The organism is Mycolicibacterium parafortuitum (assembly GCF_010725485.1).
GTDB lineage: Bacteria > Actinomycetota > Actinomycetes > Mycobacteriales > Mycobacteriaceae > Mycobacterium.
The window spans coordinates 4,049,649-4,071,856 of record NZ_AP022598.1; the positions used below are offsets into that span (position 1 = coordinate 4,049,649).

The window sequence follows — 22,208 nt, forward strand, 5'->3', positions numbered from 1 at the left end:
GATCAATCCTCCTCATCTGTTGCCGAGCCCCCGTCGACGATTTCGACAAGTTCAACCAGATCATCGGACCTGATCGGCCGTTGGCTGACCCGAGGCCGCTTTCCGGGCAGTGGTGCCCAGTGGATAGTCGCGAGCCACGATCGGCTGGTGTCGGTGATCACGGGCGTGAGGTCGAGGATCCGACCCATGATGTTGTAGCTGCCTCGGCCTTCCGCGACCAGGCGGCCAACGTGTTGGCGCGTCAGCTCTGCGCCTTTCACTACCTCGGTCCGGATCCGAACCGAGCTTCCATGCTCACCAACGACTTCCACGTCCCGTTCGCGCGCCGGAGGCGCTTCCGGATTGGGTGGCAGTTCGTCCTTTTCGATCACGTCTTCTGCCGGCGCGTCGGCGGCCGGAGGTGTCGAAGGGTTAGTTTTCTCCCCCTTATTCTGACGGCGACGGCCGACCTTCGTGGCCTCCAGCTCGGCTCGGCCCTTGTTGCTCGCCACCTTGACTGTTGGACGGCGGGACAGCAGGGGGCGGGTCGGCGATAGCCGGCCTTCTCCGAGATCGACCAATTCGGCCAGCAATGTGTCGAGGGCATTCGATGTCTCGCTCATTTCTCGAATGAACTCGTCGAATCCTGCTTGAGTCGCCATAGCTGGGTTGTTGGCTAGCTTCCGGAGCTCTGAAAACCGGACGTAGGCGGTGAGCATTTTGTCCCGGCAGGGGCCGTCGACCACCGTCAGACGTCCGATAGAGAACTGCTCATCGAGAGCGAGAAGCCTTCGGAGGAAGGTGTTCAGGCTGGCCACGGCTGCGTCATCGGTGGTCTGCCTCCCGGTCAGACCCATGTGTTCGAGTGCATCAGACAGGCTGACTTTCATGTCGTTGGCCGCCGCGATGATCGCGCCGATCGCCTCCCGTTGCGGCGCGCGGTAGGCGTCGCGATTGCGTTTCCGCTCGGCAAGCGACGTCAGGATCCTTGCGGTCACAGCGCCAGCCAGCGCACCCCATATGCCGGCCGGAATCGTCCCGAGCCACTCGACGAATGGCGTCATAGGTCAAGACGATATCGGCACGCACTGCCAGTTGAGCTGACCTTAGCCCGAGTGTCGCAACTCAGAAAGCGCCCTCTGTCATGACGCAGGTTGCGCATCTGGCGAATGCACTCACCGCATAAACGATGCGTTCAGCGGTTGGATCTTGCGCACAGCGAATAGTTCGAAAATAGCTGTTTACCAATGGATTACCGCGATCTAATGTCTTAAGTATGACCGCTCAGCACATTGCCTCGGCGCGGGCCGCAGCAACCATGCATCCACCCGCGGATGCCTTTCGTGTATTCGATTGGGAACATCACGACGGACTCTCGACGCGCGAGTTCGTCGGCCGAACCCGCGAGGCGGCCGGGTTCCTCGTCACCGTCGAAGGTGTCCAGCGGTCCAACGACACCTGCCGGCGCTGGCTCACCATCGAGGCACCCAACCGCGGCGAGCTACTCGACCCCGAGATCGCGCGCCAGCTCACCGCCGCGATCAACGCCGCCGCCGACGAAATCGACGCGTTGAGATGACCAGCGGGCCCGTCCGATACACGCTGCCACCCGCGTGGGAGACCGCGATCCGCGGCTGGGTGGGCTGGCTCAAGCTCGGCGGAATGGCACCATCAACGGCCGCCCTCCGACGCGGCCACATCCGCGCCTTCGCACGCGTATCCGAGCTCAGCGCACCGAGCGATGTGACCGTTCCGCTCGTCGTCGCCTACTGCAGCGGCCGGTCCTGGTCCAACGACCACCGCAAGAGCGTCCGCGGCTCCCTCGTCAGCTTCTTCGACTGGTGCGTCGACAACGGCCTCGCAACCGCCAACCCCGCCGCCAGCCTGCCGAGAGTGCCCGGAGCCAAGCCGAGGCCACGACCGGCCACCGACGAGATATGGAACGACCTGCTGTCTTCCGCAGGCCCGCGCGAACGCATGATGGCGCGCCTGGCCGGTGAGGTCGGGATGCGGCGCGCTGAGGTCGCGGTGTGCCAGCGTGAAGACCTCGTGCGCGACACGGACGGGTGGTCGCTCATCGTGCACGGCAAAGGCGGAAAGCAGCGCGTGGTCCCCGTGACGGACAGCCTCGCGGAGGAGATCCGCGAGTTCTGTCCCCGCGGGTTCCTGTTCCCGTCGCGCGACCAGTGGGGCAACCTGCTTTCGCCGCACGTGTCGGCGGACTGCGTGGGCCGTCTCATCTCCGCTCTGATGCCGCCGGGCTGGTCGATGCACAAGCTGCGGCACCGCTTCGCCACCCGCGGACTGGCCGGCACCGGGAACTTGATCGCGGTCCGGGACGCCCTCGGCCACGCCAGCGTTGCCACGACGCAGATCTACACCGCAGTGGCACCCCGCGCTGTCCGAGCCGTTGTGGAGGCCCCCGCCGACGAACGGATCGCCCCACGACCACCGCACGGAGTGGGCAACGTCGTCAGCCTGGGCGACCGCAGGCGCGACGCAGGCTGAACGGCGGCGAAGTGTACGGCCGCGACCACCGCGGCACGGTCAAGTGGTCGCGCCGTACCCAAATCTGTACCCAAACCAGGTCGGAAATCCGCCTGAATCCGCTACTGTCCGCCAGCGTCCGTAGCTGTCGAATCATGCTGTCCCGCAGGGCAATAGTGAGCAGTCGCGAACATGTGCGAACATGCTTGCGATGCCTGGGGGTCAAGTGGTCGCAGGTTCAAATCCTGTCAGCCCGACGCGAGAACGAAGGCCAGGACCGGCGTAAGCCGGCCTGGCCTTCGTGTTGCGAGTGCGCACCATTCCCCGTCGCTTACTCACGTCGCGCTGTCCTGTAGGACGCGCACGACGTGGTGGAGGGGTTCGGGCACCGTGGAGACCGCGCCGACGTACGGGTGGGAGAGTTCGACGACGAGAAACAGTTGCGCGCCGACAAGGGTTCCGATGATGGCGACCATGGCGTAGTGGTTGGTGGCTTTCTCGACGCCGTAGATGATCGCGCAGCCCAGAAGCAGACCGCTGGTGACGAAGATGACCGCCCACAGCGACCAGGGTGGGCCGGTGTCCGTACGGGCCTGCAGAATGCGTTCGGCGCGATTCTTGCTGGCATCGTTCAGATTGCTGAACGACGATGCGAGAAGCGTCTTTTGGGCATCTGTGCTCGCTTGGACGTTTTCGTAGGCGGCGTAGAGGCGATCGAGGGCTCGGTCCGCCTCGGGAAAGGAGCGCCCGTCGTTGATTTCGTCCCATTCGGTGATAGCTGCCTGCTCGTATTCCAGCAGGGCTTGCCGAATCCGGTCCCTGTCGGGCTGGTCGAAGATATGGGAGTCCCTGGCCAGTTGAGCGGCAGCGGTGCCCTCCGTGCGCACGAGGTCATCGGCGTGGCTGATCTGTCCCCACATCGCCGAGACGACGAAGCCGATGAAGAACGCGAAAACGAAACCCACGACGCCGAAGGCGAACTTGATGACGTCGTTGTGTTCCTCGCCTCGCAGGTGGGGGAATCGACGACGCACGACGGTCTGGGCCAGGATCGCGATGCCCGCCGTGCAGGTGACGATGAGAAGCAGGAGTAGCCACGGCGGCACGTGCGAGACCAACCACTGACTCAAGTTTCCCCCTTCAGTTCAGCAGCGATCCGCCCGGCTGGGTGTGGCGCCGAAACATGACTGTAGGGGTGGGACGCCCAGGGTGGGGGTGATCCGGGATTCTGTCCCTGGCCGGCCTTACGACCGATTCGCGGGGTCTCGGTGCTGGGATAGCGCGTCGAGTTCGGCCGCGAGCGCCCGTACACGCTGCTCGATGTCGTCACGGATGGCGCGGACGGCGTCGATGCCCTGGCCCGCCGGGTCGGCGAGCTCCCATTTCTCGTAACGCTTTCCGGGAATGTACGGACATTCGTCGCCGCACCCCATGGAGATGACGACCTGGACGGCTTCGAGGTCGTCCAGGGTCCAGCGCCGGGGTTGTTCTCCGCTGATGTCGATACCCTTCTCGGCCATGGCTTCGACGGCGGCGGGGTTGACCTCGTCGGCTGGTTCAGAGCCCCCTGAGTAGACGGCGACGCCATCGCCCGAGAAGTGTTTGAGAAAGCCCATGGCCATCTGGGAACGCCCGGCGTTGTGGGTGCACAGGAACAGCACGGCTGGTCTTCCGTCAATCATCGGTGGGGACTTTCTGTCGGTGCGGTGGCGCTTGGGTCTCTGTACCTCTTGCGGAGCAGTAGGGACACATAGACGAGGCCGACGAGGACGGGCACCTCGATGAGCGGGCCGACGACACCGGCCAACGCTTGACCGGAGGTCGCGCCGTAGGTGGCGATGGCGACAGCGATGGCGAGTTCGAAATTGTTTCCCGCGGCGGTGAACGCCAGGGTGGTGGTGCGCTCATAGCCGAGCCCGAGCGCAGCCCCCAGCAGGTAGCCGCCGCCCCACATGATCGCGAAGTACGCCAGCAGGGGGATCGCGATGCGGATGACATCCATTGGGTTGGTGGTGATCTGAGCGCCTTGCAGTGCGAACAGGATCACGATGGTGAAGAGAAGGCCGTAGAGGGCCCAGGGCCCGACTTTGGGGAGGAAGTTCGTCTCGTACCAGTGCCTGCCCTTGGCTCGCTCACCGATCCGTCGAGACAGGTAGCCCGCAGCGAGTGGGATGCCCAGGAAGATCAGCACGGATTTGGCGATCTGCCACGGTGATGTGCTGATCGTGGTCTGTTCCAGACCGAGCCAACCCGGCAGCACCGAGAGGTAGAACCACCCCAGCACCGCGAACATCGCCACTTGAAAAACCGAGTTCAGCGCCACCAGCACGGCGGCTGCTTCGCGGTCGCCGCAGGCGAGGTCGTTCCAGACGATGACCATGGCGATACAGCGCGCCAGACCCACAATGATCAGCCCGGTGCGGTACTCGGGAAGGTCGGGTAGGAACAGCCACGCCAACGCGAACATCAGCGCCGGGCCCAGCACCCAGTTCAGCACCAGGGAACTGACAAGGAGTCTGCGGTCGCCGGTGACGGTGTCGAGGCGGTCGTAGCGGACCTTGGCCAGCACCGGATACATCATGACGAGCAGCCCGAGGGCGATCGGCACGGAGACGCCGTCGATCTGGACACTGTCAAGCCACGTATCCAGACCTGGCACCCACCTGCCGACGAGCAGGCCCACAACCATGGCAATGCCGATCCAGACCGGCAGTAGCCGGTCCAGAGTCGACATCTTGTCCACGACTGCGATCCGCGGCGTGGGCCCGCTGCTATGGGGTGTCGCCGCCATCAGCAGCAGGACTGCGCGGATTCGGTCCCGGCTGCCTCGGCAGCGGGACCGCCGCAGCACACACCCGACGCATCGGCGTTGCCGTCGTCGAGATGCTGCGGGCTGGTTCCGAATGTCTCTGAATCGGCGAGGACGGTGTAGACCTCCCACTTCTCCCCGGCGGGGCCGGTCACCCAGACCTTGTCCTGCGTGGCGAAGCAGCAGGTGGTGTTGATCTCCTCTTCGGTGAACAGGCCCTCGTCGGCGAGGCGCGCGATCTCAGCGTGAACGGTCTCGCTGGACTCGACCTCGACGCCAAGGTGGTTGATCGTTCCGCCCTTGCCGGGGTTCTCCAAGAGCACGAGCTTAAGCGGCGGCTCGGTGACCGCGAAGTTGGCGTAGCCCGGCTTCACTTTGGCGGGGGCGGTGTTGAACAGTTTCGAGTAGAACGTGATCGCCTCGTCGAGGTCGTCGACGTTGAGGGCGAGTTGCATGCGGGACATGGAAACCTCCACACCTGTGTGACATATATCGAAATACCGACGGAGGCCAGAATGCCACCTTTTTGATGAATGTCAATCTAGTGGCACACTGTGTTGGTGCCCAAAGCTCTGCCAACGATCGACATGTCGGCTCCGGTGTGCTGCGCCCCCGTGGCCTCGGGTCCGATGAGCGAGGACGACGCTCTGCAGGTGGCATTGCGGCTGAAGGCACTCGCGGACCCGGTGCGCGTCAGGATCATGTCGATGCTGTTCAGTTCCTCAGCGGGCGAGGAGAACAGCGGCGATCTGGCGGCGGCGCTGGAGTTGGCCGAGTCCACGATCAGTCACCATCTCGCCCAACTGAGGCGTGCAGGATTTGTCGTGTCAGATCGCCGAGGAATGAACGTCTTTCATCGGCCGGCCTCCGATGCGCTGGGCGCGCTGTGCGCCGTGCTCGACCCGAACTGCTGCCGCTGACTCATCCTCCAGCGGTGTCGGCCTGCACGAGTCTCGACGTGCCTGCGCAACAGTGATATTCGAAGCTCCCCGCCCGCGGTCGTGCCGCGTTGCCTTTCGGCTTCCGCCGACTGACGACGGGACATGGTCGAGGGCAAGGGGTGGTCGGCGGAGATGGCGCGATGATCGCCCCGCGTCGGGGGTGCTGATCGAGGAATCATGCGACGCACAATTGCTCGTTGTGGGCAGTCGCGGCCGGGGCGGGTTCGCCGGCATGCTCCTGGGTTCGGTCAGCCGGGCGGTCGCCCAGGATGCGCGGGTGCCGGTGATGGTGGCGCGTCCTTCCTGGCCACGACGATGGCGCTTGCGGCCGCATCTTCGTGACCGCTTTCGATGGGTCGGAGGCGCCGACCCAGGTCGCACGCCAGGGTGATGACGGCGCCGTGATCAGTGGGACCGAGGCGGCCCGGCAACGGGACCATCGGCCCTAGCGCGGCAGTTCTTGTCAGTCGTAGCGTCGAGATTCCTGAGAACACATCGGCGAGGAGGTTCACATGAATGCGCTTATTGCAGTCTCGGTGTTTGACGCCGCGGGAGTGACGACTGCTGACGGCGATCCGACAAGACCCCGCAGATGAGCAGCGAGCGAGCGCGATTCGGGATCGTCGTCGGTGTCGACGGGTCGCAGGAAGCGGTGGCGGCAGTCCGCTGGGCCGCGCGTGAGGCTCAACTGGCCGGCAAGCCGATCACTCTTCTGTTTGCGGTGCCGCAACCGATTGTCACGTGGCCACTGGCGCCGTCGGACGGTACGGTCGACGACGAACTTCGCTACGCCGAAACCGTGTTGAAGGAGGCGGGTGAACTGGTCGCCGAGGTAGCCGACGGCGATCCTCCCGCTATTCGTACCGAGATTGTTCGCTCCGGAGCCGTTGAGGCTCTCGTGGAGGCCTCGCGATCGGCGCACATGGTCGTCGTCGGCAGTCGTGGGACGGGAGCGGTGGGGCGGTTGCTGCTGGGCTCGGTGAGCTCCGGGATCCTGCACCACGGCTCCGGCCCAGTGGCCGTAGTTCACAACCAGAACGGAATTGCGCCCACGGCAACCGAACCGGTGTTGTTGGGAATCGACGGTCCGGCGTCGTACGCGGCCACCGCACTGGCTTTTGAGGAGGCGTCCCGGCGGGGAGTGAGTGTGCTGGCGGTCCACGTCATCAGCGACATCGGCGAAGCGCTCAGCCGGGGTGGCGAGTGGAGCAACGCCAGAAGGCACGGTGAGGAGTATCTTTCCCAGCGTCTGGCGCCCTGGAAGGAACGCTACCCGGAGGTGCCAGTTCATGCTGAGGTGGAGTTCGACCGACCCCTCCATCGTCTGGTGGAACGCTGCGGCGCAGCACAACTCGCCGTGGTGGGGAGTCACGGTCGCGGCGGTTTCGCCGACATGCTGCTCGGCTCCGTCAGTTCAGCGCTGGCGCAACTGGCTGATATCCCCGTCATCGTGGTCAGACCGCGCTGAGTCCCCGAGGGCGCACCGCCGCAACGCGGTGGGTCAAACGCCGACCTGATCTGCCGGCGGAGCCGCTTTCCGTGCCGCCGCCCGCGTCAGGTCGGCCACGGCATCCGCAATTCCGTCCGCCAGCTGGGCTACGTCCGGGAAGGCATCGAAATCGGTGGTGATGCCGAAGACGAGGTCGTCGCCATAGCTCAGGATCCCCACGGCGGCGCGAAGGCGTAACGCGACAGGAGGTATTGGAAGCATGCGCACGACGTCGTGACCCATAAGCCGCAGCCGATCTCGGGGCCCGGGAACATTCGTCGCCAACGCCACAACGCCACGCTGGGGTAGGGCCGTCACCGTTCTGATCACCCGGGAGGCCACTGCGAACGGCACCGATTTGACGATGCTGACCGCGGTACTGCCGGCGCTTCGTTGGCCACCCGCTTTCACCCGTGTCAGCGTGCGGTGCACCGCACGCAGTTGCTCCAACCGGTCGGATTCATCCACCGGTAGATAGGGCAAGATCACCGACACCTGATTGTCGGCACGGTTCATCGCATCTGCTGGGCGCACCGAGACCGGGACGAGCGTGCGCAGCGAGTGGTGCAGGGGTTCAGCGCCACGCCGTATCAGAGCCGCGCGGAAGCTGTCGGTAATCGCCGCTAGCGCTACATCATTGAGGGTGACATCGAAAGTTCGACATACCGTCAGCGCGTCGGCCAAGGACACCTGGACGGCGCTGTAGCGGCGCATCGAGGTGATCGAACCGTTGAACACGGAGTCGTCGCCGTGCCGGACGAGGCTGTCAAGGATTTCGATACCGCCGACCAGCGTTGTGGTCGCGGTGGAGGCCACTGCTGAGGCCGTGCTCCACGCGTCCTGCGCCCAGCGAATCGGGTTGAGCGACAGTCGTCGCGCGGTCTCTGGACGGGGCTGCTGCGCGGGCTGCGTGGCGCCGACATATGTGGTGTGCTCACCACCGTCACACAGCCCGGTCAGCATGTGCAATGCGGCGATGCCGTCGGCGATGCAGTGATGCACTTTCATCAGGATCGCCCATTGTCCGCGGGGTAGTCCTTCGATGACCCAGCACTGCCATAGTGGGCGTTCGCGGTCTAATCGGGACTCCATCGCTTCTGCGGTGAATCGGAAGAGCGCCTCGTCGTCGCCGGGGTGCGGTAACGCAGCTCGCCGAATGTGGTGGGCAAGATCCGGCGCGGGATCGGCCACCCACTGCGGAGCCGACAGGTCGAATGGCGCACGACGGACAACTTGGCTCAGCCGGGGGATGGCCGGAATGCGTGCAGCCAGCGCGGTGACGATCTCGTCCTGAGGCGGAACCGGGCCCTCCAGGACCGAAACCGCGCCGACCGCAAGACTGATATGCGGATCAGCGTCCTCGGCATCGAGGAATCCCGCATCAAAGGCCGACAAGCGCTCCACAGATCCACTATCTGCTCGATCAGAATCAATGCGCAGGGTCTGAGGCCATAAAGGGTGAGGACTTGCGGCCCTATTGTGCCGCGACCTGCTCCCGGGGATTGGCGACTGACGGCATGGGGGTCGGTTTGCGGATCATCCCCAGCTCGAGGTGATCGCGAGCGCGATGACACAGATCAGGACGACTGCCGTCGTCGCCCCGTAGGACACAATTCCTGTTGTACTCAAACGATATTGGACACCGAACTATCGCAGTCTCTTCGGTTCCGAACGACGGTCCCGCCCGGAGGTGAGACGACGTAGGCGTCGAGATTGTGATGGAGATGCCCGAGGAAAGCCGGCGGCATCACAAACGTGACTCCGGCTTGGTCCTGGTTGCAGCGGCAAGATTGCCCGATGCCGCGGATCTGACGAAACGGCTGAAGCTCCGCGCGCCCTACCTCCCGTGGATATCGGAAACCGCTGATGCCGGACCCCGTCGCTCACAACGCTTTGTTCGAGCGCGCCTGCACTGCCGGCGCTATCCAGTTGTACAGGTAGGCGCGCAGGTCGTTTCCTTCACGTGGGGGCCGGCCGGGGTCGATGATCAGGGACTGGAGTATTCGCAGCATGAACTCGACAAGTTCGGTCAAGGTCTTGTCGTCGATGCCATGGCCGTGCCAGTCCACGTTGAATCTGTTCAGGATGGACCGTCCGAAGGTGATGGCGACGTCGCCGGTGACACCGGCGGTGAATGCGCTGGCCTTCCCGGGTTGCATCACCATGCTGAGATAGCGGTCGTGTGAGAGTTGTTCGAGGGTGAAGGCGATGCCCTCGACCACGGCGTCGGTAGGTGTTGTGTACGCCTTGAGGTGTACCGCGAGGTTGTCGAGGAACGCTGACACCGCGGACATCGCGGTGGCGTGCAGCAGCGCCTCCACATTCGGGAAGTACCGGTAGAGGGTTGGCCGGGTGATGCCGAGGTCTTCGGCGACCCGCGAGATGCTGACTGTTCTGTCTTCGTCGATGACGCGTCGCGCGGCTGCCACGATGCGGGCGACGGCCTCGTCATCGTCGGCCGGTATGTCGCCGGCCCACCCATGTCTACGCACCAGAGCATCGTTGCATCTCGTCATCCGATTCTTGACTTTACAGTGACTGTCCACTGTATTGTCAGCCTCAGTCCGTGATCTCAAGTGGTGAGGAGCGTCCGAAGTGACCTCGACGATCGATCCCGTGGCGAGTGCCCAAGACGATGCGCTCACCCGTCGGGCGCTGCGCCTGGCTCTGGACAAGACCACCGATATGGCCGAGCGTGAACTGCGCGTCCCACTGCACTACTACCGCGACCCGAAGCTCACCGAGATCGAGGAGTCACAGATCCTGCGGCGCGTACCGCTGGCGGTAATTCCGTCCGCGCAGATCGCGAATGCCAACGACTACGTCGTGAGATCGGTGCTGGGCGACTCGCTGCTGATCACCCGTGACCGCGACGGCGCCAGTCACGTGCTGCTCAACTACTGCAGGCACCGGGGAGCCATGCCTGCCTGCGGAGCGGGCAACGCGTCACGCTTCACCTGCCCCTACCATGCGTGGACCTATCGCAACACCGGCGAGCTGCTGACCGTGCCGGGCAGTGGTGGTTTCGATTCGATGGACAAAACCGACTACGGGCTCGTCGAGCTGCCCTCTCAGGAGCGGCATGGATTCATTTGGGCTGTGCTCAGCGCCGACGCCTCGATCGACGTCGACGCACACCTCGGGGATATGGGATCCGAACTGGCGCAGTTCAACTACGCGTCGTATGGCTATCACACCGAGCGCGAATTCGAGTCAGACGTGTCCTGGAAGGGCGCTCTGGAGGCTTTCGCCGAGGCCTACCACTTCCCATTTGTGCACGGAGAGAGCGTGATCGGACAGAACACCCTGGCCAACACGTCGATATACGACGAATTCGGCAAGCATCACCGCATGGGGTTTCCGTTCAACTGGATCGTCAACCTCGACGCGGATCCGTCCGGGGCATGGGATCCCGCCGCAAACATGGGACTGATCTATTGGATCTACCCGAACCTGATCCTGGCCAACAGCCCGGTCGGTGTGGAAATCATCGACATCTTGCCGGCCGGCCAACCCACGCGGTGCACGGTCAGGCACAGTTGGATGGGTAAGGTTCCGGCGAGCACCGACGAGATGCGGGCGGCTTACGACCAGGTGTACGAGAGCGTCCACGCCGCGGTTCGCGATGAGGACTTCGCCATGCTGCCCCAATGCGGACAAGGCGTGCGGCACGGCCAACACGATCACATGGTCATCGGCCGCAACGAAATCGGCGTACAACACATGATCCGTGTCTTCGCCCAGGAACTCGGGATAGCGCTGCAATAGCGCATGTGCTCGGCGAGCGGTCCGAGTGCCGTGCGGCCACGGCGACGCTCGAGGCGGATCAAACGCCGATTCGCGTCAAAATGATTGAATGCGCGATTTTTTGTGGCAGGGTGAACTCTCGCGACGGGGATGGACGCATCGCTGGCCCCGCACATCCGCCGACTGTCCACCGTCGATACGGCACAGGGAGATTCGACATGGGATTGCTCAACGGGCGAGTGGCCGTGGTAACCGGAACCAGCAGGGGAGTGGGCGTCGGTATCGCTCGGGAACTGCTGTTGGAAGGCGCGACGGTCATCGGGTGCTCGCGCTCGGCACTGCCGGCATTACCGGCCGCTGACGGGATTGCCGGAGCGGCCGAGCGTTCGGCGCAGTGGGTCTGCGACCAAGGCGATCACGGCTCGATCGATCAGTTCGTCGGTCGGGTCGTCGACACCTACGGGCGGATCGACATCCTGGTCAACAATGCCGGGGGGACGGTCCCATCGCCCAGCGTCGAAAGTGTCCCCTCGCTGGTGTCACGGATTCAGGGGGCACCGACCAGCGACGACGACTACGAACGCAGCGTGCTGTTCCACGCCTTCGCAATCCAGATGAACCTCATCAGCCCACTGTGGTTCGCCATCCGCGTCTACCGGCAGATGAAGGAGCAGGAGGGCACCGGGTCGATCGTCAACATCTCCAGCGGCGCCGGTCATCCAGCGGGGTCGCCGACCCTGGTCTCCTACGGTGCCGCCAAATCCGGACTCAATCACCTGACGCGATCGCTCGCCCAAGAATGGGGGCCGAAGGTGCGAGTGAACTGCCTTGCGCTCGGCCCGACCATGACCGAGAACTTCCAGAGCTTCGTCCTGCCCGATGACGACAAATCGGGCAGGCAGTACTTCCAAAAGGTGCCTCTCCAGCGGGCCGGAGAGCCCCGTGAAGTCGGGCGGGCATGCGTGTTCCTCTGCAGTGGACAAGCTGACTTCGTCAACGGCACCACCATCGAGATCGATGGCGGCATGTTGCCCGGCGTGCTCTACGAAGCGGGATTGAAGACCATCACGGATCTTCTCTAGGAAGGCAGTGCCCATGAGCCTCCGGGTAATCCAAGTATCGACAGGTAACGTCGGTGTCCACGCGCTGCGCCAGATCATCGAGAGTCCACACCTGGATCTGGTCGGGCTGCACGCCAACAATCCCGCCAAGATCGGCCGCGACGCCGGCGAACTGTGCGGCCTCGGCGACACCGGCGTCGTCGCGACCGACGACATTGCGGAGCTGGTCGCGCTGAACGCGGACTGCGTCGTCTACACCTCTCAAGCGGAGACGCGGCCGCAGCACGCGTTGGCCGAACTCGTCGCGTTCTTGGAAGCGGGCACCAACGTCGTCGCCACCTCCATGGTCTGGTTCATCCACCCACCCCACGCCGACGCGTGGCTGCGCGAACCCCTGGAGGCGGCGTGCGCCGCCGGCGGTGCCTCGCTGTACATCAACGGCATCGACCCAGGATTCTCCGGCGATACGTTGCCGCTGGCGGCGTTGACGTTGTGCCAATCGGTCGAACGTGTCTGTGTGCAGGAGATCTTCGACTACGCCACGTACGACGATGCGGAATTCACCGGCATCAGTTTCGGTTTCGGGTTCGCGGCAGATGACGACCCGCCGATGATCCTGCTACCCGGTGTCTTGACGTCGATTTGGGGAGGACCGGTGAAACTCGTCGCCGATGCGCTGGGTGTCGAGCTCGACGAGATACGAGAAAGCCATGACACCTGGCTGGCGACCGAAGCGATCGACTGCGCGATGATGCGGGTCGAACCCGGACATGTCGCGGCCGTCCGATTCAGTGTGGAGGGCATCAAGGACGGGCGTTCGATCATCGCGATGGAACACGTGAACCGGCTGACCGCGGCTGCGGCGCCTGATTGGCCCTACCCGCCGGACGGCCGCCCCGGGGTGCACCGAGTCATCGTCACCGGACGGCCCGGGGTCGAGATGAACACCCACGTGGGACTCGGCGGCATCGACCTCAACGAGGGTGGCGTCATCGCGACGGCAGCACGAGTGGTCAACGCCATCCCTGCCGTGGTGGCCGCCCGGCCGGGCGTGCTCGAGCTGCGAGACCTGCCCGTCGCGCAGGCCCAGGGACTTCTGCGGTGAGCCACTACTTCTGATGCTGCTCGATGTAGCTGACGATGACGTCGACGAGCTCGCGGCGGTCCCGCGTCGTGTCGATCGGATCGCGAATCACCATCTGCGCCATCACCATTCCCCGCATGGCCGCCCACAGCAGGTTTCCGACGGCGCCGGCGTGTGAGGACCGCAGCCCGCGCCCGATCTGCCTGCCCAATCGGCTGAGCGCAGTGCCGAGTTCTGCCAGATGTCTGGTCGCATCGGGGCCGCGGCTCGCACGGGTGGCGATGAGGATCTCCAGCGCGGCCATCGATGTCGGTGTGGAGAAGGCCGCCCAGGCCGCCGTCACGATCTCGTCGGCCATTTTGCGCAGGTCTGCAGACTCCGCCGAGACCACCTTCGTCTGTAGTGACCTCAACAGGTGTGTGAAGCCCTCGTCGACCACAGCCATCATCAACGCCTCACGGTCGCCGAAGTGGTATTGAATACCGCCCCACGTCAATCCTGCCCTTTCGGCGATGTGGCGGGCACTGGCCGCTGCGTAGCCCTCCTCCACGATGCACCGCACCGTTTCGTCGATGACCAGTGCACGGGTGCGGTCAGCGCGCTCCTGACTGCCGGTAACCGGGCGCCGAGGGGCTCGGCGTGGAATCTCCATGCCCATAGGTGAACATACGAAGCGTCCGCGCGACACGAAGTACCCCACGGAATTCCTGCGCGGTGCCGTTGCGGACGGCTACTGCGCCAGATAGCCGCCGTCGACGGGAAGCACGGCGCCGGTGATGAAGGACGCGTCGTCGGAGGCGAGGAAGGCGATGGCGGCGGCGACCTCGGCCGGTTCACCCATGCGGCCCATCGGATGCTGGGCCTCGACCGCAGCCAGGTATTCGGCGCCGCCCGGCTCGTCTCGCATCTGCTCGACCCGCTCGGTGGTGATCGTCCCGGGGGCGACGGCGTTGACTCTGATGCCCCGGTCGGCCCATTCGACCGCCAGGTGCTTGGCCAACCCGGTGGCGACGAACTTGGCCGGCCCATAGGCCGCCTGCCGTTTCTGTCCGGCCACCCCCGAGATCGAGGACAGGCACACGATGGAGCCCCCGCCGGTCGCCAGCATCGCCTCGATCCCGAACTTGCACGACAGGAACATGCCTCGGCCGTCGATGGCCAAAACGTCGTCCCAGGCGGCGGCCGTCATCTCCTGCACATCACCGAGCGGGATGATGCCGGCGTTGGCGACCAGGACGTCGAGGCGGCCGAAGCGCTCGGTCGCCGCGGTGATCATCCGGCGCGCATCGTCCTCGACGGAAACGTCGCCGACGACCGTCTCGACCTCCGCGCCGGTCTGGCGCAGTTCCGCGGCGAACGCCAGCAGCGGCTCGCCCTGGATGTCGGTCACCGTCAGCCGTGCACCTTCACGCGCGAACAGCGAAGCGGTCGCCCGGCCGATGCCGAACGCGGCTCCGGTGATCACCGCGGATTTTCCGAGAAGTCGTCCTGCTTCGTGAGTCACGGCGCGCCGTTCTTGTCGTGGCGGTGTGTCGTGGACACCGCGTCTGGCACAGCGTTGCATGACAACCGAATGCGTGGGCGAAAATTCAGAGTGCGGGCGGTGCACGTTCGGCCGGCAACACCTACAGCGGGTTGCCGCGATCGTCGCAGGGAACCTGACCGCCGTCGTCGATGCGGGCCAGCGTGCGGGTCATCTCGGTCGGTTCGACGCTGCCGTGCTCACCTGAGTAGGGACGGTCGAGGAAGAAGACCACGAGCAGACCCGCGGAGATGAGGGCGGACACGCAGCCGATGGGCAGAGCCTGAATCTTGCGGCTCTCGCGTGAATCCGCCTGAACAACCATGTAGGTCAACGTCAGCGTGGCGCCCACCGCCAACGCGAACCACAACGGCGCGGGAAGCGTCGGAGTCGACTCGGACAGCCGCTCGCGCCGTCCGTCGCGGCGCTGCGCCTCTTGATCGAACCACTGTCCGTAGGCCGCCTCCTGGCGCCCATCCGACAGCGGCGCCGCCGCGAAGTCGTTGTGCAGCCTGTCCACCCACGACTCCGTCACATCGCTCGGGTGGCCGTCGCGCATGGCGGGCCATTCGTCCTGGATCACTGCTCTCGCGTAGCACACCAGATCGCCGCGCAGGCGTTCTCCGACCGGGTCGGGGAGGATGTTGGCGACGGACGCCAGTTCGGTGGTGGCCACCGCCTCGATGCTGGCGCCCTCGCGGGCGCGCTGAAAACTCTGCAGCGCGAACAGGATCACGAACGCGAGCATTACCGCGAACATCGTGCCGATCACCGTCAGCGAGCCCGCGCTGCGCGTCAGGTCGGTGAACCATCCACCTTCGGGTGCGCGTGTGCGCACATAGAGTTTCGCGGACACCGCGATCGCGACCACGGCGAGAACGATCAGAGGCATCAGCCAGACGGGCACGGCCACTGACTCTATGGGGGAGCGGCCCCGTTGCCGGCGTAGGCGCGCGGAAAGCCCGAGGCGACATCCGTGGTCAGTACGTTTGGCCGAATACGCGCGGCGGCCCCGCCGCCCAGCCCGGAGACCCGGTCCGCGCGAAGCGGATCCACGCACCATGCATGTCATCGGCCAGGTGCTGTGGAGGTGTGCCGGCACCCAGCAGCGCGTCCGGCCCACCGACCGCGGGCAGGCCCAAGCGGTCGAACACGAACGGCAACTCGACGGTGTGCGCGGCGCCGAGGCGCCCGCCGATCGCCGTGGAGCGCCACGCGAATTCGTACCGATAGGTGCTGCCGCCACAGTGAGCGTCGGCCAGCCGATTCGACCCCCGGACGAACAGCGCGTCACCGAGGAGCGCCGAGCGCACCTCACCCCAGTCGGCCGACGGCGCTTGCGCCCGGTATTCGCAGATCACGGCGGCTGGATCGTCGTGGGTCTGCGCGGCCAGCTCGAAGACGTCGTCCTCGGTCGATGTTTCGAGCGCACCGGTCGGCGCGAGATACAGGTTGCCCTCCTCGGTGTTGGTGCCGATCAGCAGCGGGATGTCGGCACCGTGTCCCGACGCGGCCGCGTCGGCGGGCTGGGTGTCGAGTACCAGGCTGAACGCGCTGAGCCCGACCAGCGGGTCGAACCGGTCCGATGTGCGTAGCGAGATGCCGGTCAGACCTGTTGCGGTCCGGGTCAACTCGCCGTCGGGGATCGAGGCCAACGCGGCGGCGGTCAGTTCGACGCCCAACAGCGCTGCGGCACGGTGGGCCACCCGGGCGGCCTGCTCGCGGGAGAAGGCGCCGAGTCCGTTCCCGCTCTGGACGATCGCCCGCGTGATCAGAGCCGAGGCGCCGGGCGTCGTCAGCGCCGCCGACACCAGCGTCGCCCCCGCCGACTGCCCGAACAGGGTGACATTTCCCGGATCTCCGCCGAAGGCGGCAATATTGGTCTGCACCCACTCCAGCGCCGCCAGCACGTCGAGTAGGCCGCGGTTGGGCGGCGCATCCGGCAGATCCAGGAACCCGGGGATGCCGAGACGATAGGTGACGGTCACCAGGATCACCCCGTCGCGCGCGAACGCCACCCCGTCGTACAGTGGTGCGCGCGGTGACCCCGACACGAAACCTCCGCCGTGCACGAAAACCATCACCGGGCATCGCGACGCGTCGGTTGGTGCCCACACATTCAGGGTCAGGTAGTCGGCGCCGCACGCCGCATCGCCGAAAGACGCTGCGTCACCGAAATACGCTGCCATGTTCAGGCTTCCGAATCCGGTGCGCGGGGCCTGCGGGGCGGCGGGCCCGAAATCGACGGCGTCGCGCACGCCTGGCCAGCTGTCGTGCGGTGCCGGCGCGGCGAAGCGGTTCGCGCCGGTGGGCGGCGCCGCGTACGGGATGCCCAGATACGCCCGGTATCCGGGATGCGCCCGGCCCCGCACCGCGCCGGTCGCGATCTGCACGCAGGGGTCAGACATCGGTGATCCGGTCGAACGGCGCCCACCGCGTGATCGTCAGGCGGCTCCCGTCGCGGCGGAGTTCCGCTGCGCCGTGACCGCCGAGGTGCGCCGGAAACACCAGCGTGTGGGTGTCGGCGGCATGATTAAGGACCCGCCGGCGGGTGGCGATCGCCTCGTCGGGTTCCACGCAGAAGCAGCTGTTCACATCGGGTTCGAGGAACTGCAGCGGCGTGTGCAGCATGTCGCCGACGAACAGGGCACGGTCGGTGCCCGAGCGCAGCGAGACCAGCGACGAGCCGGGCGTGTGACCCGGCGCCGGTTCCAGACGGATGTTCGCGTCGATCCAGAAACCGTCCTCCCACAACGTCACCAGCCCCGCGTCGTACACGGGAGCAACGCTGTCCTCGAAAACGTTCAGATGACCGCGCCCGCGGTAGGTGTTGCCGCTGTCGGGATGCCAGTACTCGAACTCGGGACGGGGGATCAGGTAGGTCGCGTTCGGGAAGGTCGGGATCCACCGGCGGTCGTGCAGCACGGTGTTCCAGCCGACGTGGTCGTTGTGCAGGTGGGTGTTGATCACGATGTCGACGTCCCCGGGGCGGATGCCGGCCGCCGCGAGGTTGCCGAGGAAGCCGGATTCGCGGTGGCTCCACAATGGGGCGTACGGACGCTCCTTGTGGTCACCGACGCCGGTGTCGACGAGGATGGTTCTGCCCTCGCTGCGCAGCACCCAGGTCTGGATGGCGCTGATGCACACGTCGGCGGTGGGATCCCAGAAGTCCGGGACAAGAAGGTCCCGGTTGTCGTCCCACGACGACTGAGCACTGTCCGGGAAGAATGTCGCCGGGGCCAACTCGACCGAGCCGTAGTACTCCGGTACGCGGGTGATCGTGACGTCACCCAACACGATGTCGTTCATGCGAACCAGCGTGCGGTGAAAGCAGTTCGGGTAACCAGCCCCGGCGGTGACTACCCCTGGCAGTGACAGGCAGGCGTATCGGCCGCGGGCGCATAGTGGAGTCATGACCGTCAACGGCCTGGCTGAGTTCCTGCGCACCCGGCGTGCCCAGCTGACCCCCGAAGACGTCGGGCTGACCCCGTTTCCCGAACGCCGCCGCGTCGCCGGTCTGCGGCGCGAGGAATTGGCGCAGCTTGCGGGCGTCAGCGTGTCCTACTACACCCGGCTGGAACAGGGGCAGGCCTTACATGCCTCGGAGGCGGTACTCGACGCGATCGCCACGGCGCTGCGCCTCGACGACCACGAACGCCGGCACCTGCACGCGCTGGCCGCAGTGCGGCCGCAGCGACCGCGGAAGCCACCGGTCGAACGGGTCGACGCGGCCACCCAGGACCTGCTCCGCACACTGACCGACGTTCCCGCCCTGGTGCTGGGCCGGCGCACCGACATCCTGGCCTGGAACGACCTCGGCCACGCGCTGCTGGCCGGGCACATCGACCGGCACGCCGTCGACCACCCCACTCAGCGACCGAACCTCGCGCGCCTGCTGTTCCTGGATTCGCACACTCGGGAGCTCTATGTGGACTGGCCGGCGAAGGCGCGCACGGTCGTCGGACACCTGCGCCACGTCGCCGGCCAGTTTCCCGACGACGCGCTGCTGGCCGCCCTCGTCGGTGAACTCTCGGTCAAGAGCAACGATTTCGCGGCCCTGTGGAGCGACCACCGGGTCAAGCCCTGTGAGGCCGGGTCGTACCGGATGCGCCATCCCACCGTGGGTCCGCTGACCGTCACCCAACAGAACCTGGTGATCGCGCGGTCCCCGGAGCAGTCGTTGTGTCTGGTGACCACGGCGGACGGGTCGAGTTCGGCCGACACGATCGCGCTGCTGCGCAACTCGCTCGGACAGCGCCGCGACTCAGCCCCCGCAGCGGTTGCGGAAGTCCACCATGGGCTGGCGGATCCCCTGTAATTCGGCACGAACCTGCGGATTCTGATCCATGAACGTCTGCAGTGCGGCGCGCCGGTCCTCCGGGGGCTGGCCCTTGAGGCTGGAGAAGAACTCGTTGACCTGCGGATGGGTGAACAGGTACGCCGACGTGGCCGCCATCACCCCGGTCATGGTTCCCGTGAGATCCGCCGAGGAGCAGTTCGGGGGTTCGGGCGGCGGTTGGGCCGCGGCCGGTGCGGCGGCGCCGAACACCGCGGCGCAGCCGATCACGGCGAGCACAGGCGCCAGATAACGGGGTGACATAGATATCTCCTTCGTGTTCATCGTCCGCCGCGGCCTCCACCGCCGCCGGGCCGGCCTCCGCCTCCACCGCCGCCGGGTCGTCCCGGGTTACCGAAGTCTGGGCGTCCGGGCCGTCCGAAGTCGGGAGGATTGGGTGGGCGGGGCCCCGGGTCGACGATGACGTCGAAGTCGGTTTCCCACCAGGCTTCGCAGTCGTAGTAGTTGACGTCGCACGGATACGGGGCGTACGGACCCGACCCGCTCGGTCCGTCCCCGGTGTTCGAGCCGCGTACGGTGCCCTGCGAGCAGATCGTCGTCCCACCCGCGCTCGTGCAGTCCGCCACGGCGGGCGGGGCTATGGCGATCCCGGTGGATATCGCCACCGGGGGCACGATCATCAATACCCACCGCATGTGTGACTCCTATGCGTTGGTTCGGAAGCAGCCACCGATCCGCGACTGCCTACCGGCACCGTAGGCACGCGGGAGGGTGGGCGGCGTCCCCCACATCGGGGGAAAACCGGCATGAACTCCCGTTTCCGGGTTTCCCCCGAAACGGGGGAGTCCGGCCGGAATCGACCGGCCTACGGTCATGAGCGTCAACCCTTCCGGAGGTCAGCATGGTTGCACGGGAAAACAATTGGTCACAACCGTCGGCCATGGCGATCCCGCCCGAGGGCTATTTCGAACTTGAGCGGGGGCGCTACGGCCCCACGTATCCACGCACCCCGGCCTGTCACGGCTTCTCTATCATCGCCAAGGTCAAAGAAGGCCGCGAAGATGCGGTGCGCGCCTACGGCAAACAGATCGAGGATGCCGTCGCCGGCAGCCCGGAGGTGCTGGCGCCGCTGCGCTTGCACTACCTGCGCTGGGTGCTCTTCGACGTCGGATCAGGTCTGCACTTCCAGTATCAGGGCATCTTCGACACTGATTTCGACAAGTACACCGAAGACGCCGTGCGCCTGTTCAGCGCCACCGGGATCACGACCGTGTTCACCAATCTCGAAGGCTTTCCCGAGGATTGGCAGACCAACCCGGAGGCGTTCATCACGTTCGTCCGCGACCACCAATACCCGAGCTTCCTCGAATACGGGGAGTACCCCTACGTGACCGCCGACGAGATCAAGAAGGCGTTGCGCTTGAAGTCTGCCTTCTCGACGATGCTCGATCAGATGCAGTGAGCACATTGGAACTGGACGACATCCAGCACATCCTGCTCACCCGGACACCGGCGATGACGGGACGCTACGAGTTCCTGACCTTCGATCACCCCGAGGGCGGGCGGGCATGGCTGACCGAACTTCTCGACGTCGTCCAATCCGCGGCCGACGTCACGGCGACCATGGACGATGCGAAACGATGGGTGACGCTGGCGTTCACCTGGAACGGATTGCGCGCCCTCGGCGTGCCCGAGTCTGCGCTGGCGACGTTCCCCGCCGCGTTCCGCGAGGGAATGGCCGCGCGTGCCGACATCCTCGGCGACACCGGCATCAACGCGCCGCAGCACTGGCTCGGCGGACTCGCCGGAGATGACCTGCACGCCATCGCGATCCTGTTCGCCCGCGACGACGACGAGCATGCCCGGTGCGTGGGCGCACACGACGATCTGGTGGCCCGCTGCGACGGTGTCCGCACGCTGTCGTACCTGGATCTGAACGCTCATCCGCCGTTCAACTACGCGCACGATCATTTCGGCTTCCGTGACCGGTTGTCCCAGCCCGTCATGAAGGGCTCGGGCGAAGAACCGACTCCGGGGTCCGGGCCGGCGTTGGAGCCCGGGGAATTCATCCTCGGTTACCCCGATGAAGACGGCCCCGTAGCCGGCCTTCCCGAACCGGTTGAACTGTCCCGCAACGGAAGCTACATGGCCTATCGACGGCTCGAAGAACACGTCGGCCTGTTTCGTGACTACCTGTCCGACAACGCGCAGACTCCTGAGGAGCAGGAGCTGCTGGCGGCAAAGTTCATGGGCCGCTGGCGTAGCGGTGCGCCGCTGGTACTCGCGCCCGAGCGCGACGACCCCGGGCTTGGTGCCGACCCGATGCGCAACAACGACTTCAACTACAAGGAGATGGATCCGTTCGGATATGCCTGCCCGCTGGGTTCTCACGCTCGCCGGCTCAATCCGCGCGACACCGCGCACTTCATGAACCGGCGCAGGATGATCCGCAGGGGCGCGACCTACGGGCCTGCGCTGCCCGACGGCGCACCCGAGGACGACATCGAACGCGGCATCGCGGCGTTCATCATCTGCGCGGACCTGGTGCGGCAGTTCGAGTTCGCGCAAAACGTCTGGATCAACGACAGGTCGTTCCACGAACTCGGCAACGAACGCGACCCGATCTGCGGCACGCAGGACGGAACGCTCGATTTCACCGTGCCGAAACGTCCCATCCGTAAGGTGCACAAAGGCATACCGGCATTCACCACGCTGCGCGGCGGCGCCTACTTCTTCCTGCCCGGCCTTGCCGCACTGCGCCATCTCGCCGCCCTCGGCACCCGGGAGTGATG

General features: G+C 65.7%; 24 protein-coding genes and 1 pseudogene. 11 read left to right on the forward strand and 14 right to left on the reverse strand.

The features are described 5' to 3' along the window. Positions 1-2: 2 nt before the first annotated feature. Positions 3-1,043 (reverse strand): hypothetical protein, encoded by a 1,041-nt coding sequence (locus tag NTM_RS19395; RefSeq protein WP_163767159.1) that lies wholly within the window; start codon positions 1,041-1,043, stop codon positions 3-5. A gap of 212 nt (positions 1,044-1,255) precedes the next feature. Between NTM_RS19395 and NTM_RS19400 the strand changes: the two genes are divergently transcribed. After that, positions 1,256-1,558: a hypothetical protein gene (locus NTM_RS19400; protein WP_163767161.1), complete on the forward strand. Its 303-nt coding sequence runs from the start codon at positions 1,256-1,258 to the stop codon at positions 1,556-1,558. Then, complete coding sequence (locus tag NTM_RS19405) at positions 1,555-2,487, forward strand: tyrosine-type recombinase/integrase (protein ID WP_170311985.1); 933 nt, start codon at positions 1,555-1,557, stop codon at positions 2,485-2,487. The genes NTM_RS19400 and NTM_RS19405 overlap by 4 nt, the downstream gene beginning before the upstream one ends. 314 nt (positions 2,488-2,801) lie before the next feature. Here NTM_RS19405 and NTM_RS19410 read toward each other — a convergent pair whose 3' ends face one another. The 4 genes from NTM_RS19410 to NTM_RS19425 form a co-directional block, all read right to left on the reverse strand. Continuing rightward, positions 2,802-3,596 (reverse strand): bestrophin-like domain, encoded by a 795-nt coding sequence (locus NTM_RS19410; RefSeq protein ID WP_163767163.1) that lies wholly within the window; start codon positions 3,594-3,596, stop codon positions 2,802-2,804. A 114-nt stretch (positions 3,597-3,710) separates the two neighbouring features. Next, positions 3,711-4,127 (reverse strand): arsenate reductase ArsC, encoded by a 417-nt coding sequence (locus NTM_RS19415; RefSeq protein WP_435405101.1) that lies wholly within the window; start codon positions 4,125-4,127, stop codon positions 3,711-3,713. A gap of 17 nt (positions 4,128-4,144) precedes the next feature. Beyond that, positions 4,145-5,257: an ACR3 family arsenite efflux transporter gene (gene arsB, locus NTM_RS19420; RefSeq protein WP_163767168.1), complete on the reverse strand. Its 1,113-nt coding sequence runs from the start codon at positions 5,255-5,257 to the stop codon at positions 4,145-4,147. Further along, positions 5,257-5,739 carry an ArsI/CadI family heavy metal resistance metalloenzyme gene (locus NTM_RS19425; protein WP_104865652.1) on the reverse strand — a complete coding sequence of 161 codons (483 nt, stop codon included), beginning with the start codon at positions 5,737-5,739 and terminating at the stop codon, positions 5,257-5,259. The genes arsB and NTM_RS19425 overlap by 1 nt, the downstream gene beginning before the upstream one ends. 96 nt (positions 5,740-5,835) lie before the next feature. Here NTM_RS19425 and NTM_RS19430 point away from each other — a divergent pair, with 96 nt between their 5' ends. From NTM_RS19430 to NTM_RS19440, 3 genes and pseudogenes are all read left to right on the forward strand, one after another. Further along, positions 5,836-6,195 (forward strand): Rv2640c family ArsR-like transcriptional regulator, encoded by a 360-nt coding sequence (locus NTM_RS19430; RefSeq protein WP_104865682.1) that lies wholly within the window; start codon positions 5,836-5,838, stop codon positions 6,193-6,195. Positions 6,196-6,379: 184 nt separating this feature from the next. Then, positions 6,380-6,514, forward strand: a pseudogene (locus NTM_RS28860) (universal stress protein); the annotation flags it as partial. A gap of 294 nt (positions 6,515-6,808) precedes the next feature. Next, the gene (locus tag NTM_RS19440; RefSeq protein WP_104865651.1) at positions 6,809-7,684 is read left to right on the forward strand and encodes a universal stress protein; all 876 of its coding nucleotides are present in this window, start codon (positions 6,809-6,811) and stop codon (positions 7,682-7,684) included. Positions 7,685-7,717: 33 nt separating this feature from the next. Here the strand turns inward: NTM_RS19440 and NTM_RS19445 are convergent, their stop codons facing one another. Together NTM_RS19445 and NTM_RS19450 are read right to left on the reverse strand one after the other, a co-directional pair. Next, positions 7,718-9,109: a wax ester/triacylglycerol synthase family O-acyltransferase gene (locus NTM_RS19445; RefSeq protein ID WP_163767170.1), complete on the reverse strand. Its 1,392-nt coding sequence runs from the start codon at positions 9,107-9,109 to the stop codon at positions 7,718-7,720. A gap of 479 nt (positions 9,110-9,588) precedes the next feature. Next, complete coding sequence (locus tag NTM_RS19450) at positions 9,589-10,197, reverse strand: TetR/AcrR family transcriptional regulator (protein ID WP_104865649.1); 609 nt, start codon at positions 10,195-10,197, stop codon at positions 9,589-9,591. 103 nt (positions 10,198-10,300) lie between these two features. On the opposite strand from NTM_RS19450, the gene NTM_RS19455 reads away from it, so the two are divergent. The 3 genes from NTM_RS19455 (at position 10,301) to NTM_RS19465 (ending at position 13,618) form a co-directional block, all read left to right on the forward strand. Continuing rightward, on the forward strand, positions 10,301-11,473 hold the full coding sequence (locus NTM_RS19455) for an aromatic ring-hydroxylating oxygenase subunit alpha (RefSeq protein ID WP_232079765.1): 1,173 nt from the start codon (positions 10,301-10,303) through the stop codon (positions 11,471-11,473). Positions 11,474-11,670: 197 nt separating this feature from the next. Continuing rightward, a complete protein-coding gene (locus NTM_RS19460; RefSeq protein ID WP_104865648.1) occupies positions 11,671-12,534 on the forward strand; it encodes an SDR family NAD(P)-dependent oxidoreductase in 864 nt (287 codons plus the stop codon). 13 nt (positions 12,535-12,547) lie between these two features. Continuing rightward, entirely contained in the window at positions 12,548-13,618 is a 1,071-nt protein-coding gene (locus tag NTM_RS19465; protein ID WP_104865680.1) for an NAD(P)H-dependent amine dehydrogenase family protein, read from the forward strand. A 4-nt stretch (positions 13,619-13,622) separates the two neighbouring features. Here NTM_RS19465 and NTM_RS19470 read toward each other — a convergent pair whose 3' ends face one another. From NTM_RS19470 to NTM_RS19490, 5 genes are all read right to left on the reverse strand, one after another. Beyond that, positions 13,623-14,249 carry a TetR/AcrR family transcriptional regulator gene (locus NTM_RS19470; RefSeq protein ID WP_163767172.1) on the reverse strand — a complete coding sequence of 209 codons (627 nt, stop codon included), beginning with the start codon at positions 14,247-14,249 and terminating at the stop codon, positions 13,623-13,625. Between the two features lie 78 nt (positions 14,250-14,327). Beyond that, on the reverse strand, positions 14,328-15,101 hold the full coding sequence (locus NTM_RS19475) for an SDR family NAD(P)-dependent oxidoreductase (RefSeq protein WP_163767174.1): 774 nt from the start codon (positions 15,099-15,101) through the stop codon (positions 14,328-14,330). A 121-nt stretch (positions 15,102-15,222) separates the two neighbouring features. Next, the gene (locus NTM_RS19480) at positions 15,223-16,026 is read right to left on the reverse strand and encodes a bestrophin-like domain (RefSeq protein WP_104865678.1); all 804 of its coding nucleotides are present in this window, start codon (positions 16,024-16,026) and stop codon (positions 15,223-15,225) included. Positions 16,027-16,099: 73 nt separating this feature from the next. After that, entirely contained in the window at positions 16,100-17,527 is a 1,428-nt protein-coding gene (locus NTM_RS19485) for a carboxylesterase/lipase family protein (RefSeq protein WP_104865646.1), read from the reverse strand. Beyond that, on the reverse strand, positions 17,520-18,428 hold the full coding sequence (locus NTM_RS19490; protein WP_104865645.1) for an MBL fold metallo-hydrolase: 909 nt from the start codon (positions 18,426-18,428) through the stop codon (positions 17,520-17,522). The genes NTM_RS19485 and NTM_RS19490 overlap by 8 nt, the downstream gene beginning before the upstream one ends. A gap of 103 nt (positions 18,429-18,531) precedes the next feature. Between NTM_RS19490 and NTM_RS19495 the strand changes: the two genes are divergently transcribed. After that, a complete protein-coding gene (locus tag NTM_RS19495; protein ID WP_163767176.1) occupies positions 18,532-19,437 on the forward strand; it encodes a helix-turn-helix transcriptional regulator in 906 nt (301 codons plus the stop codon). On the opposite strand, the gene NTM_RS19500 is transcribed toward NTM_RS19495, so the two are convergent. Both NTM_RS19500 and NTM_RS19505 read right to left on the reverse strand, forming a co-directional pair. Then, positions 19,384-19,719, reverse strand: coding sequence for a heme-binding protein (locus NTM_RS19500; RefSeq protein ID WP_163767178.1), 336 nt, complete (start codon positions 19,717-19,719; stop codon positions 19,384-19,386). The two genes, NTM_RS19495 and NTM_RS19500, sit on opposite strands and share 54 nt — an antisense overlap. Positions 19,720-19,736: 17 nt before the next feature. Then, positions 19,737-20,111, reverse strand: coding sequence for a hypothetical protein (locus NTM_RS19505; protein WP_179963964.1), 375 nt, complete (start codon positions 20,109-20,111; stop codon positions 19,737-19,739). Between the two features lie 206 nt (positions 20,112-20,317). Here NTM_RS19505 and NTM_RS19510 point away from each other — a divergent pair, with 206 nt between their 5' ends. Together NTM_RS19510 and NTM_RS19515 are read left to right on the forward strand one after the other, a co-directional pair. Further along, a complete protein-coding gene (locus NTM_RS19510; RefSeq protein ID WP_163767180.1) occupies positions 20,318-20,878 on the forward strand; it encodes a hypothetical protein in 561 nt (186 codons plus the stop codon). A gap of 53 nt (positions 20,879-20,931) precedes the next feature. After that, entirely contained in the window at positions 20,932-22,206 is a 1,275-nt protein-coding gene (locus NTM_RS19515; protein WP_163769557.1) for a Dyp-type peroxidase, read from the forward strand. Positions 22,207-22,208 lie beyond the last annotated feature (2 nt).